We start from the raw sequence: 14,470 nt of genomic DNA, 5'->3' as shown, positions 1-14,470 counted from the left end.
TCCCTCCCGCCCTGGTCGCGGTGGTCGGCCCGGTCGAACCGGCCCTGCTGACCGCCTGGACCGCCCACTACCGCCGACTCGGCATCGAGCAGTTCCACCTCGCCTTCCACTTCCCCGACCACGTCCACGACGCCTGGCGGCACCAGCTCATCGCAGCCAGCCACGACCTCGGCATCGTCCCCGCCCGGATCAGCACCGGACCGTGGCACGAGCACACCAACACCCAGCTCCGCGACTCCTTGCGCGAGCAGGCCGGGACCGGCTGGCATCTGATCGCCGACTCCGACGAGTTCCAGACCCACCACGCCCCGCTCGCCGAGATGATCGCCCAGGCCGAAGCCACCAGGAACAAGGTGATCGGCGGGCTGATGCTCGATCGCCTCACGAACGACGGCCGTCTGGCGCTCTGGCGCCCGAAAACCGGACTGGACCGGACCTTCCCGCTCGGCGGGCACCTCACCCACCGGCTCCTCAAAGGCGACCCCCGCAAGATCGTCCTCGCCCACTCCTCGGTGGCCGTGGCGTCCGGCAACCACCGGGCACCGGGCCACAAGCCCGACCCGGACACGCTCGCGTGCGTGCACCACTTCAAGTGGCGCTCGGGCGTCCTGGACGACCTGCGCCGGCGGGTCGACCGGTTCACCTCCGGCGAGTGGGCCGAGCACACGCCAGCCGTCCGCAGCGAGGCATCCCGCCTGTTGCAGCACATCGATCGTCACAGCGGCCGAATCGACGTCGCCGATCCCCGTCTGGCCTTCCGCCGCGTCAGCCTCGATCGCCTGCCGGACGGCTGGGCCGCCGAAGCCGCCAAGATCGCCACCACCTGGCGCCCGCACACGGCTCAGTTCCAGCCCGACTCCACGATCTCCTCGCCCTCGCTCTGAGGCGCCTCGAAGCGGGCGAAGAAGTCGTCCAGGGCCTCAGGCGTCACGACGAGTGCGTTGGCGTCCTCCCTCTCGTTGCGCTCCGCCAGCCTGCGCAGCAGCTCGTCGCGCTCCACCGGGAAGTACAGCAGCCGCCACCGCCCGCCGGCCGACTCCACCAGCTCCTTCATCGCGTCGCGGTCCTTACGCGGCCACAGCCCGTGGTCCCACACCACATCCCGGCCATCGGCCACCAGCTCGACAAGCCGCTCGTGCAGCTCGGCGACGACCGGGCCCTCCTTCTCGAAGTAGGTGTTCTCCGGGTAGTCGACGCCGTACCGGCCGTGCCGCTCATAGACGACCTCGTCCACCGACAGCCGCACAGCACCCTCGGGCTCCAGCTTCCGCTGGGCATAGGTGGTCTTCCCCGAACCGGTGAGCCCCACCAGCAGAAACACCACCGGAGTGCGATCGGCCACCGCCAACTCCCCTCAACACCACAAGCGTTCTCCTCGCCAGCCAGTCTGCCACCGCCGACCAGCCCAGGACCCCGTTCCTCATCACCACCACCCGAAGGAGCCGCCCGTGTCCGCCTCCGCACTCGCCCGCACACTGCGGGCCTACGTGCGCCATGCCCCCGGAACCGTGGGCAAGGCCCGGCTCGTCAGCCGCTTCCTCGACGAGCACCTGCAAACCCACTCCGTGCGCACCACCGTCCGGCTGAGGTCCGGTGACAAGGTCACCGTCACCACCAGCGACGTCATCCAGCGCTACCAGTACCTGTTCGGCGAGTGGGAGCCGAACCTGAGCGCCTTCCTGCGCGATCGGCTCCGCCCCGGGGACACCTTCATCGACGTCGGAGCCCACCGCGGCGCGTTCAGCCTCCTGGCCTCCCACGTCGTCGGCCCTCACGGCCACGTCGTCGCAATCGAGCCGTCCCCGCAGTTCCATGACGACCTGACCACCGCGGCCGCCGTCAACCACCGCACCAACATCCGGGCCGTTTGCTGCGCCGCCTCCGGCACCCACGGCACCCTCACCCTGTATCTGGAAGACCCCGCCAACCTCGGTCACACCACCGCCGTCCGGCCCCGCCACGTCCACATGGCCTTCGACGTTCCGGCCGCCCCCCTGGCCGACCTGGTCAGCGGCGCCGAACTCGCCACCGCCCGGATCATCAAGATCGATGTCGAAGGCGCCGAGGCAGCAGCCATCCGCGGACTGCTGCCCGCGCTCGCGGACCTGCGCGACGATGCGGAACTCGTCATGGAGGTCACCCCCAGGCTCCTGGCCAAGCAGGGCGAGAGCGCCGCCGACATCATCGACACCCTGCGCGGTCACGGCTTCCACGCATACACGCTCACCAACGACTACGACCCGGCCGTCTACCCCCGAGCCATGCGACGACCGCAGCCGCCCGTCCGGTGCAAGGAAACCCCGAAGCACATGACCGACCTGGTCTTCTCCCGCACCAACGCCGACCGCCTCACGCTCGGGCGCTGAGCAGTACCCATGCTTTCCGAGCGCCCCGGCCAGTCCGATCAACCCGCCTTGACCACCGACATCTTCTGGAACCAAGGAGTGGGCACTGCGATGAACACCAGCGTGATGAACAGCCGCAACGCAGTCTGTGTGATCGTCCACGACAAGGGCGCCGACACGATCGCCACCGTGCTCTACGCCGCCCGCAACTGGTCCCCGCAGCCGGCCTGGACCCTCCCCGGCGGCAAGGCCGAACCCGGCGAAGCCCTTGACGAGGCCGCCGCCCGTGAACTCAAGGAGGAGACCGGCCTGCTCGTCGACCCGGCAGATCTCGCTCTCGTCCACGTCATCCACGTCGAGCAGGGCTGGGACCAGACCGGGCAGTTCGTCCTGTTCGTCTTCGCCACCGACACGTGGACCGGTGAGCTGACCAACACCGAGCCGGACAAGCACCTGACGGCCGAATGGGTCACCGCGAGCCGCCTACCCGAGCCCGCGTTCCCGACCTCCACGCAGGCCCTGGCGGCGTACCAGGGCGGAGGCCCGTCTTTCTCCCGCTACGGATGGTCGGTCACCGCTACGCAATGAGCGGCCGGCCGCAAGGTCCCTAACCTGACATCGCTGGCGCCGCTTCGGCAACTGGTGAAGCGGCGCCCGTTCGACGGTCCGTCCATCATGCACCGAGCCGGTCGTAGGCTCTGGCGGAGGCCGTGACGGCATGGGCTCTAGAGGCGATGCCACTTACTTTACGGCCTTCCAGAGCATGTCAGCGGCGACATCGCAGCAGGTCAACGGCTCGCGAGCGTTGCTTAGCAAATCGATGCCTGGACCTGTTCACGAACAGGCCAACTGGCACACGTCGCCAACCACCCACTGCACGCGCTGCGAACAGACTTCACGCCAAGGTCACGATCCGCCCGCTATGGCGATGCGCTGGCGTGAGTCCGTCGGTATCACGGTTACCCCCGACCCGAAGTGCGGCATGAGCTGCTATTCCGGGAGGCAGGTAGCACCAATACGAACAAGTGCACGCATTCGCAATGACTTGATACAGATCAATCACCTTCAGGTGTTTTCAGCCGAAGTCAGCGATTCCGGTTGTTAGGCGACACATCCACTCTGCACCCTGAGTGATCACGATCACAGCTCCGAGGGGGAGGCGTTGATGAGCGGCGCGCTCGATGTCATGCAGGTAGCTGGCAGTGGGGCCACAGTGCTTGTAGCCGAGATGGTCAAGAGCGGATGGGAATCGCTGCGTGAGGCCATGGCTCGGCTGTTTCGGCACGGTGATGAAGAGAGCGCCGAAGCCGAAGCAGAGCTGCGCCTGCTCGACGCCGCGAGGCGGCGGCTCGTGGACAGCCCGGCGAGCGAGCGGGCCAACGTGGCTCAGCAGTTGCGACAGGAGCTGCTAATCCAGCTTGCTGCGTTCCTGCAGAAGCACGAGGACGCAGCGGAGCAGCTTCAGGAACTGGTGAAGCGTACGGACAGCCAGGAGAAAACCTCCTCAGCGACGCTGGTGGCAGAGAACAACACCAACAGCCAAGTGATCATCTCAGGAGGGTCTATCAACACCGCCGGAGGCAGTTTCACCTATCAGGCGCCGGGGTCTCCGGATCGTAGGAGCTGAGCATGGACAGCACGCCAATCTCCGTTCCGCCCGTCCCCCCGGTGCCACCCGGCTTGTCGTCTGAGACGACCGAGCGCGTCAGGGTGGTGGTGAAGGACAACGAAAACTCCTCCATCGTGGTGGCCGCGGGTGACGTGATCATGGGCGGGAAGCCGCCTCTTCCCGCTGAGGACATCCCGGACGCCGAGCTAAGGGTGGTGCGGCGAGCCTGGGTGCACAACGATGCGGCTGGCCAAGAGGTGACCACGGCGGAGGAGGCCGTCCGTTTACTTAACGGTGAGGGCCCCGCGCTCGCCGTGATCGCCGGCCCTCAGGGATTCGGGAAGCGGACTGCTGCGCTCAAAGCTTTATGGGAGGCATCCCGCTCGCCGCGGGCCGACTTGCCGCAGGGATCGCAGGAGCCAAAGCTGCAGCAGATCAAGCCTGACTGGGATGACATGAAGGTTCCAGACGTCTCCCTACTGCCGGCCGAACCCCGCCACGGTTATCTGCTGGACATCACTACCGAGATCAGCACCTGGCAAGACCCAGCCAACGTGGCAACCTCGCTGATTCGCCACGGGGAGCTGCTGCGCACAAAGGGCTCTTTTCTCGTTCTGGTCACAGGCGCACACAGCTGGCCTGCAGACGCGTCCGGTGCGCTGAGGAGAGTACTGGTGCCCATCACGCACTGCCCCTCACCTCGAAAAGTCGCGGCAGTACACCTGGAGCGGATGTACGACACGCCCGACCGGGCCCGGTGGCTGACCACGAACGCACGGGGCGACTTCGGGCTGGACGGCGCCGCCGCCCACCTGGTGAACGACACCATGAGCCCGGCGGACGCCGTCCGTCTGGCGGGCCTCCTTGCCCACGCCGAACCCTCCTTAGAGGGCATCGCCCAGGCAAAGGAAGCCTTCCAGAAGTGGGAAACACTGGTCGAGGAAGTCTTCACGGCAACCGAGGACGACGCCGACGACCGGGCGCTGCTCATCGCCGCGCTCTTTCTCAGCGGGGACGACGCGCTCACTGTGCAGGACGCATCGAGAACCCTGCTCGGCGATAACAAGCCACGGACCATGCGGGACATCTTGACCGGTCCCGACCTGACTGCCCGGTACCACCGTGTGAAGGTCCAGGTCCAAGGACGATGCGTCGATTCCGACGAGAAGCCCGGATACGCACAGGCTGTGCTAAACCACCTGTGGCGTCAACGTGCAGATATCCACGTGCCGTTGCTGGAGTGGATCGGTTCCATCACGCAGCCTAGTCAGCCGGGGGCGGCGCAACTGAAGAGGATCAGCGATCTGCTGGTCCAACTCGCCATCGCCGAGAATGACATCCGGGTCGTCAAAAGGGTCTACGACTGGATCGACAACGGCGAGGACAGCTCCGAACGCCAGCAATTGATTGCCCGCGTGCTGGCCACCGCCGCGCAGGCCGACACACTCGGCAGCCAAGTACGTTCCCTGCTGCTGGACTGGGCACAGGAGCCCTCAGCGGCGGTGACGAGGGTAGTCAGCCTCGTCTGCCAGAGCGACTTCGCCAAGCATTACACCTACCAAGCACTGATCCGGCTGCGTTGGGTACTGGGTCGACCTACGCGAGATGCAGCGGTGGAGGCAGCCGAGGACGCCATCCGGGACATCGCGGCACGCCCAGGTCTTCTGCCCCGCGTTTGGAAGTCGGTCGTCAAGTGGCCTGGCGAGGGACGGCGGCTTGCCGCCAACCGCGCTTTTCTCACCCTGCTCGACCCCAGGGAGAACCCATATGTCCTGAAGGTAATGATGGCTGCGGCCGAACAGGACCCCGAGGTCAGAACATCCCTGGTCACGGGATGGCGGTCCGCCCTTAACGACCCTACGGTCAACATGGAAAGCAGTGATCTGCTGATCAGCTGGGCACGAGCCTGGGCGGACGGACAAGTTTCCCAGGAGCTCATGGTCGACATCCTCAACGAGGTCATCGAGCAGCACCTGCTCACCACGCCCATCGCCGCCCTGGTCTACGGGGCACCTGGCGTCGGATACGACCAGTCAGTCATCGACCTCCGCATGCGCCTGCGGTTGCCGTCCCCGCTGTCCCACTCGCCCGTTCCCCAACCGAGGTGACCGTGCCACGCGTCTGGGCGTCGCGCCGCCGTGTCCGAAGGGCTCTGTGGCGCGGCCTCTCCTCGTTCGAGGTCCGCCTTCCAAGCCGCGTGAACGGCATCGCCTTCACCGGAACCTTCAGGGCCACCGTGGCGTCGTCCCCGCCTTACCCACTCGCCGCGGACGACATCGTCGACGCCGTCCGCGCCGCACTCCGCGGCGCTGCCAAAGACGCCGCGCTGCGCTACGACCCGACCGACATCCCTACAGCGCGCGACCTATGCGCCCGCCATCTGCGCAAACCTCGGGATCTGCTCACCGATCCGCCCATCAGCTACCAGGGCCGCCTGCTCACGCTCGCACTGTCGCCAGCCAACCAGGCCGCCGTTGACGCGCTTCTCGCGGCTCAACGAAACCAATCAATCAAGGACTCTCTGCGCCTCCAAAGGCAGCGCGCTCTCATCGCCGGCCTGACCGATCCCGCCGTAGCTCTTGCGCACTACCTGGAGGGCACCACAGGAAGCTGGGACAAACTTCCCGGCAAGGAAATTCTGGAACGCGTCTCTAAAACGTTCAGCGCGCATCGCCCGGACGAACACGATCCTGTCGAGTACGCCCTCGTAGAGGTGGTTCGTGACTTCCTCAATACCTTCGAAGCTCCGGAGCAGAGAAGGATGCTCGTCACCCTTCTCGCCGGAGGCATGAGCCAGGCACAGCGTCCCCTGCATGCTGCACGCGCCGCGACATTGCTCAACGGCCAAGCCCACCTGGACCCTACGGAGGCCCCGTGAACCCGCGGTCTGCCGTCCCTAGATCCTGGTGACCACCACGGTGCTGCGCTGGCTGCTGGCCCCGCGTACCAGCTGGGAAGCCCGGAAACTGGTCAGGAGCAGCTACGGCAACCTCACTTTCGACGCTGCCTGGCGAGCAGCCCGCGTCCGCCTCTGCCCAGACGAAGCTCCCCACCAACGCCACGGCCACACGCGCCCAACGAACAGGACCCTCTGACGACGCCGCCGGAATCATTCAGAGCAACCTGATGCCCTCCATGACATGGGCTACATGCCTGCGCGATGCGTGAGCGGACTGCCCCGCACAGGACGTCATGCTCGGGATCAAGTTCGCAGACGCTTTGTCACTGACCATGGAAAACAGCACTACGTAGCAGCGCTGATCCCCCGGCACGGATTCGACCCCACTCCTCAGGCGGTGCTCATCGCCTGACATGGACCCCTGAGCCAGACCTTTCAGTTCCTCAGGTTTCCTCCGACAACCAGCGGCACGCCGGCTCGGCGACCTGACCCGGTGCTCTCCGCCAGGAGAAACCCCGAGAGGCGGCACCCCCGCACAGGGTGCCGCCTCTTTCGTGCGCCGGGGCCGGCGTCGATCGGATGAGGGTCGGGGACCGACGACGGGCCCGGGGTTCGGGGGCCGGTAGGGGTCAGCGGTGGTCGCTGCCCGTGGACTGGGTTGCCGCGCGGCCCGCTTCGAGGCGGGCGACCGGGATGCGGAACGGGGAGCAGGAGACGTAGTCCAGGCCGACCTCGTGGAAGAAGTGGACGGACTCCGGGTCGCCGCCGTGCTCGCCGCAGACGCCGAGCTTGAGGTCGGGGCGGGTGCGGCGGCCGGCCTCCGCGGCCAGCTTCACCAGGGAGCCCACGCCGTCCTTGTCGATCGTCTCGAAGGGGGAGACGCCGAAGATGCCCTTCTCCAGGTAGGCCGTGAAGAAGGATGCCTCCACGTCGTCCCGGCTGAAGCCCCAGACCGTCTGCGTGAGGTCGTTCGTGCCGAAGGAGAAGAACTCCGCCGCCTCCGCGATCTGACCGGCGGTCAGCGCGGCGCGCGGCAGCTCGATCATCGTGCCGATCGCCAGCTTCAGCTCGGTGCCCGTCGCCGCCTGCACCTCCGCGATGACCCTGTCGGCCTCCTCGCGGACGATCTCCAGCTCCTGGACGGTGCCGACGAGCGGAATCATGATCTCGGCGCGCGGGTCGCCCTTCGCGTTCTTGCGCTCCGCGGCCGCCTCGGCGATCGCGCGGACCTGCATCGCGAACAGACCGGGGATGACCAGACCGAGGCGGACGCCGCGCAGGCCCAGCATGGGGTTCTGCTCGTGCAGCCGGTGCACGGCCTGGAGCAGGCGCAGGTCGTTCTCGTGCGGCTCCTGCCGGGACTCGGCGAGGGCCACGCGGACCGAGAGCTCCGTGATGTCGGGCAGGAACTCGTGCAGCGGCGGGTCGAGGAGGCGGACGGTGACGGGCAGGCCGTCCATCGCCTCGAAGAGCTCGACGAAGTCCTTCTTCTGGAGCGGGAGCAGCTCGGTGAGGGCCGCCTCGCGCTCCTCGCCCGTGTCCGCGAGGATCAGCTTCTCGACCATCTCGCGGCGCTCACCGAGGAACATGTGCTCGGTGCGGCACAGGCCGATGCCCTGGGCGCCGAAGCGGCGGGCGCGCAGCGCGTCCTCGGCGTTGTCCGCGTTGGCGCGCACCCGCAGCCGGCGCTTGCGGTCGGCGAAGGCCATCATCCGGTGCACGGCCTCGACCAGCTCGTCCGCGTCGTCCGCGCCCGGGTGCATCCGGCCCTCGAAGTACTCCACGACCGGGGAGGGGACCACCGGGACCTCGCCCAGGTAGACCTTGCCGGTGGAGCCGTCGATGGAGATGACGTCGCCCTCCTCGACCACATGGCCGCCGGGGACCGTCATACGGCGCCGCTTGGTGTCGACCTCCAGCTCCTCCGCGCCGCAGACACAGGTCTTGCCCATGCCGCGCGCGACCACGGCCGCGTGGGAGGTCTTGCCGCCGCGCGAGGTCAGGATGCCCTCGGCCGCGATCATGCCGTCGAGGTCGTCGGGGTTGGTCTCCCGGCGGACCAGGATGACCTTCTCACCCGAGCGCGACCACTTGACGGCCGTGTACGAGTCGAAGACCGCCTTGCCGACCGCCGCGCCCGGGGACGCCGCGATGCCGCGCCCGACCTGCTCGACCTTCGCCTTCTCGTCGAAGCGCGGGAACATCAGCTGGGCGAGCTGGGCGCCGGTGACGCGCTGGAGCGCCTCGGTCTCGTCGATCAGGCCCTGGTCGACCAGCTGGGTGGCGATACGGAACGCGGCGCCCGCGGTGCGCTTGCCGACCCGGGTCTGGAGCATCCACAGCTGACCGCGCTCGATCGTGAACTCGATGTCGCAGAGGTCCTTGTAGTGGTTCTCCAGCGTCTCCATGATCTGCATCAGCTGGTCGTACGACTTCTTGTCGATCCGCTCCAGCTCCGCCAGCGGGACGGTGTTGCGGATGCCCGCCACCACGTCCTCGCCCTGGGCGTTCTGGAGGTAGTCGCCGTAGACGCCCTGGTGGCCGGAGGCGGGGTCGCGGGTGAAGGCGACGCCGGTGCCGGAGTCGGGGCCGAGGTTGCCGAAGACCATCGAGCAGATGTTGACGGCCGTGCCCAGGTCGTGCGGGATGCGCTCCTGGCGGCGGTAGAGCTTGGCGCGGTCGCCGTTCCAGGACTCGAAGACGGCCTTGATGGCGAGGTCCATCTGCTCCCGCGGGTCCTGCGGGAAGTCCCGGCCGGCCTCCTTCTTGACGATCTTCTTGAAGGCGGTGACCAGCTTCTTGAGGTCGGCGGCCTCCAGGTCGGTGTCGACCTTGACCTTCTTGGCGTCCTTGGCCTTCTCCAGGGCCTCCTCGAAGAGGTCGCCCTCGACGCCGAGGACGGTCTTGCCGAACATCTGGATGAGGCGGCGGTAGGAGTCCCATGCGAAGCGCTCGTCGCCGGCCTGCTTGGCCAGGCCCTGGACCGACTTGTCCGACAGGCCGATGTTCAGGACCGTGTCCATCATGCCGGGCATGGAGAACTTGGCGCCCGAGCGCACCGACACCAGCAGCGGGTCGTCCGCCTGGCCGAGCTTCTTGCCCATGCGGGCCTCAAGGGCGTCGAGGTGCGCACTCACCTCGTCACGCAGTGCCGCCGGCTCCTCGCCGTTCTCCAGGTAGCCCTTGCAGGCCTCCGTGGTGATGGTGAAACCGGGAGGAACCGGAAGACCCAGGTTGGTCATCTCGGCGAGGTTCGCGCCCTTGCCACCGAGGAGGTCTTTGAGGTCCTTGTTTCCCTCGGTGAAGTCGTAAACGAACTTCGCTACGTGGGGTGCTTTGTTTTCCGACACGGGACTCGACTCCTTGAGGCCACGGTGGCTGCCCTGACGGCCAGGAACATACCCAGATCGAAGGCACATGGGTACGTCCACTTGCGGGTCATGTGCATGTAACCACCCGTCCGCCAGCGGATCGAAAGTCAAAGCTTGGCAAGGCGGCACGCGACCATTCGTTCACTTCTTGAAGGCAAACCCACCGAATGAGTGGGTTTAATGCTCACATGAGCGTCACACGCCACGCCTGAGTTCGATCGATGAACAATCAAAGGGTGGCACTGGATGCCACCCTTTGGAGAAGTGCAACCACCTTCCAAACGCTCATATGAGCGCAACCCTTATCAGGGGTGGCGAGAATCACGCTGCCACAGAGCCCCGGTTTTCACCATCCGGACCCGTCCGGACCCCCGCTCCGGCGCGCTCTCACACCCCCAGCGCCCGCAGCCGCTCCTCCACCCGCTCCGGCGCGTAAAGGTGTTCCACCACCAGCGCTCCCGCTCCGATGAGCGCGGCCCGCTCCCCCAGCCGGGAGGTGACCACGTCCAGGTGGGCCGTGGAGCGCGGCAGCGCCCGCTGGTAGAGCAGCTCCCGTACGCCGGTGAGGAAGGGTGTTCCGGCCAGATCTCCGGCGATCATCAGGACGCCCGGGTTGAGCAGCGTGACGACGGTCGCCAGGACGTCCCCGACCCGGCGCCCGGCCTCCCGGGCCAGCGCCGCCGCCTCCGGGTGGCCCGCCGCCAGCAGGTCCCGTACGTCCGAGCCGGAGGCGGCCGGCACCCCGGAGGCCGCAAGCCGCCGGGCCACGGCACCACCGCTCGCGACGGCGGCGAGACAGCCGTACGAACCGCACCGGCACAGCGCGTCCGCGCCCACCCTTATGTGCCCGATGTCGCCCGCGCCGCCGTCGATCCCCCGGTATATGGAGCCGTCGACCACGACGCCCGCGCCTATGCCGGTGGACACCTTGACCAGGACGAAGGCCGCGCAGTCCGGGTGCCCGGCGCGCTGTTCGCCGTACGCCATGAGATTGGCGTCGTTGTCCACCAGGACCGGCACCGGCGGCGCCCCGGTGTGTTCGGTGAGGGCGCGGGAGAGGCGGCCCGTTACGTCGTAGCCGTCCCAGCCGGGCATCATCGGGGGCTGCACCACCCGGCCGGTCGCGCTGTCCACCGGGCCCGGGACCGCGAGCCCGATGCCGCACACCTCCCCCGGCCGCTGCCCGGCCTTTTCCAGCAACTCGCCGAACCAGCGCCCGAGTTCGGCGAGGACCAGGTCCGGGCCCTCCTCGATCACCAGGGTGCCGGAGTGCTCGGCCAGGATCTCGCCGGTCAGGGAGAGCACGGCGGCGCGCGCATGCCGGGTGTCGAGGTCGGCGACGAGGACGACCGCGTGGTCGCCGTCGAACTCCAGGGTGATGGAGGGGCGTCCGCCGAGCGGCGAGTCGACCGGGCCGCCGGCGCCCTCGCGCAGCCAGCCGGCCCGGAACAGCCGGTCCAGGCGCTGGCCGACGGTGGCCCGGGACAGCCCGGTCGCCTGCTGGAGCGCGCCCCTGGTCACCGCCCGTCCGCTGCGCACCAGTTCGAGCAGATCCCCGGCGCCTGCCTGACTGCCGCTCCTGGAGTTCATCCCGTTCCTCCCCGGACGTCCGATCATGCGCACCCCCTTGTGTTTCCCAAGCGTGCATTACATAGTGGGTTTTGCGTGTTAAATAGACGTAACTCTACGGCGGCCGATGCCGAACCTCGTCGGTCGTGCGTCCGGACGTCGTCGTCTTGGGGGAGCTCCGAGTGGACCGCACCGCCCAACTCACCGCCCACGCACTGTCGTACGCGCCCCCGGACGCCCTGCCGGTACGGGCCGCGCGGGTGCTCGACGCCAACTGGACGGGCGCCTCGACGGTCCCCTCCCGGGGCCTGTACCCCCACCAGTGGTCCTGGGACTCGGCGTTCATCGCGATCGGGCTGCGGCATCTGTCGCCGCTGCGCGCGCAGACCGAGCTGGAGACGCTGCTGGCCGCCCAGTGGACGGACGGGCGTGTGCCGCACATCGTCTTCAACCCCTCCGTCCCCTTCGACGCCTACTTCCCCGGCCCCGACTTCTGGCGCTCCACCACCGCCGGGCGCGCGGCGGGCGCCCCGCGCACCGTACAGACGTCCGGCATCGTGCAGCCACCGGTGCACGCGCTGGCGGCCTGGCTGGTGCACCGCGCCGACCCCGGGCTCTCGCACGCCCGGGGCTTCCTGGCCCGGGTCTACCCGAGGCTGGCGGCCTGGCACCGCTATCTGCTGCGGCGCCGGGACCTGGGCGGCGGCGGTCTGGTGTCCGTCGTACACCCCTGGGAGCAAGGGATGGACAACAGCCCCTGCTGGGACGCGCCGCTCGCGCGGATCGACCCGGCGCCGGCCCGCTCCTTCCGCCGGGCCGACCTGGACCACGGCGCGCCGGAGGACCGGCCGACGGATCTGGACTACGGGCGGTACGTACGGCTGGCCGTCGAGTACCGGGACGCCCGATACGCCGACGGGCACAGGGAGTTCGCGGTGGAGGACCCGTCCTTCAACGCGCTGCTGATCGCCTCCGAGCACGCCCTCGCCCATATCGCGGCCGAGTTGGGCGCCGGCTCGGCCGCCCGGCACGCGCGGGCCGAGCGGCTGACGGCGGCGCTGGTGGAACGGCTGTGGAGCGCGGAGTCCGGGATGTTCCTGTGCCGGGACGTGAGCGGCGGCGAACTGATCCCCGAACGCGGGGTGTCCGGCCTGATCCCGCTCCTTCTGCCCACGCTCCCCGGCGAGTTGGTCACCGCGCTGGTGCGCACCCTGACCGGCCCGCACTTCGGGCTCGGCGGCGCGACCCGGCTCGTACCCAGTTACGACCTGCTCGGTGAGGCGTTCGATCCGCACCGGTACTGGCGGGGCCCGGCCTGGTTCAACACCAGTTGGCTGGTGGAGCGGGGGCTGCGGCTGCACGGCGAGCGGGCGCCGGCCGACGTGCTCGGGGCGGCGCTGCTGGAGCTGGCCGAGGCGTCCGGCTTCGCCGAGTACGTCGATCCGTTCACGGGCGAGGCGTGCGGCGCGAGGGGCTTCGGCTGGACCGCGGCGCTCGCGCTCGATCTGCACCAGAGGCTTCTCGACCGGCCCGGCTGACGGGCCACTCCCCCGCACGGAGGGCGCCTCAGGCGGCTAAAGAGCGTCTCAAGCGACCTGCATGAAGAGCTCAAACGCCCGTCGCGAGGCGTGTCCAAGGCGGGCACCGGCACGTTCGATGAGGAGTGACGAGGGAAGGGACCGGGGATGACCGACCGGCATCATCTGCTCGTGCACGGCGCGACGTTCGCCGCCGTGGGCGATCGGGGCGACATCAGCGGGGTCCGGGGCGGCGGCTCCCCGGACGGGTTGTTCGTGCGCGACGCCCGGCATCTCAGCCGCTGGCAGCTCACCGTGGACGGCGCGGTGCCCGAGGTGCTCACCCCGGTCGCGGACGGCGGCACCGCGCGCTGTGTCCTCGTACCGCGCGGGGCGCGCCCGGAGCCGCCCGCGCACACGCTCTTCCGTGAACAGGCGGTCGGGGACAGCTCGTTCGTGGAGACGGTCCGGGTGACGAGCAATCGCCCGGTGCCGACGACGATCCGGCTGGCGATCACCGCGGACGTGGACTTCGCCGACCAGTTCGAGCTGCGCCCCGATCACCGTACGTACGTCAAGGCGGGTGCCCTGCGCTCGCGGATCGTGCTGGACGACGGGATCGAGTTCGCCTACCGGCGTGCGGAATGGCGTTCGTGTACGACGATCACGGCCGATCCGGCGCCGGAGGCGGTGGAGGAGACGGGTACGGGTGCCCGCCGGCTGGTGTGGACGCTGGAACTGCCCCCGGGCGGCACCCGGGACCTGGTCCTGCGGGTGATGGCGCGGCCGCACGGCGACCGGCGGGCGCTGCGGGTGCCCCGGGACCCGTCCGCCATGGCGGCCCAACTCTCCGCCTCCGAGGCCGAGTTCGTGGAGGGCGTGGCCTTCCCGACGGGTTGGCCTGAGCTGGCGGCGGCCTGTGCGCGGGGGCTCACGGATCTGGCGGCGCTCCAGATCCCGGCGACGGGTCCGGACGGGGAGGAGCTGCGGGTGCCGGCCGGTGGGGCGCCCTGGTATCTGACGCTGCTCGCCCGGGACGCGCTGCTCACCTCCCTGTTCGCGCTTCCCTACCGGCCCCGCCCGGCCGCCGCGACGCTCTTCGCGCTGGCCGCGACCCAGGCGGGCGAGTCCGGGGGCGTGCGGGGCCGGTAGGGAAGCGC

Annotated in this window: 10 protein-coding genes and 1 pseudogene; 8 read left to right on the top strand and 3 right to left on the bottom strand. The window is 68.9% G+C overall.

The features are described from left to right. The coding region (locus CCN72_RS12265) for a hypothetical protein (RefSeq protein WP_086807558.1) at positions 1-884 on the top strand (884 nt) is incomplete at its 5' end. Here the strand turns inward: CCN72_RS12265 and CCN72_RS12260 are convergent. Then, the gene (locus CCN72_RS12260) at positions 842-1,342 is read right to left on the bottom strand and encodes a P-loop nucleotide/nucleoside kinase family protein (RefSeq protein WP_208637985.1); all 501 of its coding nucleotides are present in this window, start codon (positions 1,340-1,342) and stop codon (positions 842-844) included. The genes CCN72_RS12265 and CCN72_RS12260 overlap by 43 nt on opposite strands. Before the next feature lie 106 nt (positions 1,343-1,448). On the opposite strand from CCN72_RS12260, the gene CCN72_RS12255 reads away from it, so the two are divergent. From CCN72_RS12255 to CCN72_RS12235, 5 genes are all read left to right on the top strand, one after another. After that, on the top strand, positions 1,449-2,366 hold the full coding sequence (locus CCN72_RS12255; RefSeq protein WP_086807556.1) for an FkbM family methyltransferase: 918 nt from the start codon (positions 1,449-1,451) through the stop codon (positions 2,364-2,366). Between the two features lie 90 nt (positions 2,367-2,456). Further along, entirely contained in the window at positions 2,457-2,933 is a 477-nt protein-coding gene (locus CCN72_RS12250) for an NUDIX domain-containing protein (protein ID WP_086807555.1), read from the top strand. A gap of 577 nt (positions 2,934-3,510) precedes the next feature. Next, a complete protein-coding gene (locus CCN72_RS12245) occupies positions 3,511-3,972 on the top strand; it encodes a hypothetical protein (protein WP_086807554.1) in 462 nt (153 codons plus the stop codon). A 2-nt stretch (positions 3,973-3,974) separates the two neighbouring features. Continuing rightward, the gene (locus tag CCN72_RS12240; protein WP_086807553.1) at positions 3,975-6,062 is read left to right on the top strand and encodes a hypothetical protein; all 2,088 of its coding nucleotides are present in this window, start codon (positions 3,975-3,977) and stop codon (positions 6,060-6,062) included. An 89-nt stretch (positions 6,063-6,151) separates the two neighbouring features. Then, a complete protein-coding gene (locus tag CCN72_RS12235; protein ID WP_086807552.1) occupies positions 6,152-6,832 on the top strand; it encodes a hypothetical protein in 681 nt (226 codons plus the stop codon). 650 nt (positions 6,833-7,482) lie between these two features. Here CCN72_RS12235 and ppdK read toward each other — a convergent pair. Together ppdK and CCN72_RS12215 are read right to left on the bottom strand one after the other, a co-directional pair. After that, positions 7,483-10,203 carry a pyruvate, phosphate dikinase gene (gene ppdK, locus CCN72_RS12220; protein ID WP_086807549.1) on the bottom strand — a complete coding sequence of 907 codons (2,721 nt, stop codon included), beginning with the start codon at positions 10,201-10,203 and terminating at the stop codon, positions 7,483-7,485. Between the two features lie 408 nt (positions 10,204-10,611). Next, positions 10,612-11,841 (bottom strand): ROK family transcriptional regulator, encoded by a 1,230-nt coding sequence (locus CCN72_RS12215; protein ID WP_172427516.1) that lies wholly within the window; start codon positions 11,839-11,841, stop codon positions 10,612-10,614. A 134-nt stretch (positions 11,842-11,975) separates the two neighbouring features. On the opposite strand from CCN72_RS12215, the gene CCN72_RS12210 reads away from it, so the two are divergent. Together CCN72_RS12210 and CCN72_RS12205 are read left to right on the top strand one after the other, a co-directional pair. After that, the gene (locus CCN72_RS12210) at positions 11,976-13,331 is read left to right on the top strand and encodes an MGH1-like glycoside hydrolase domain-containing protein (protein WP_086807548.1); all 1,356 of its coding nucleotides are present in this window, start codon (positions 11,976-11,978) and stop codon (positions 13,329-13,331) included. A 147-nt stretch (positions 13,332-13,478) separates the two neighbouring features. Beyond that, positions 13,479-14,444, top strand: a pseudogene (locus CCN72_RS12205) (glycogen debranching N-terminal domain-containing protein); the annotation flags it as partial. Positions 14,445-14,470 lie beyond the last annotated feature (26 nt).

The sequence above is a fragment of the Streptomyces murinus genome (assembly GCF_002154555.1).
Lineage (GTDB): Bacteria > Actinomycetota > Actinomycetes > Streptomycetales > Streptomycetaceae > Streptomyces > Streptomyces murinus.
This window is presented reverse-complemented; position numbering and strand designations above follow the sequence as displayed.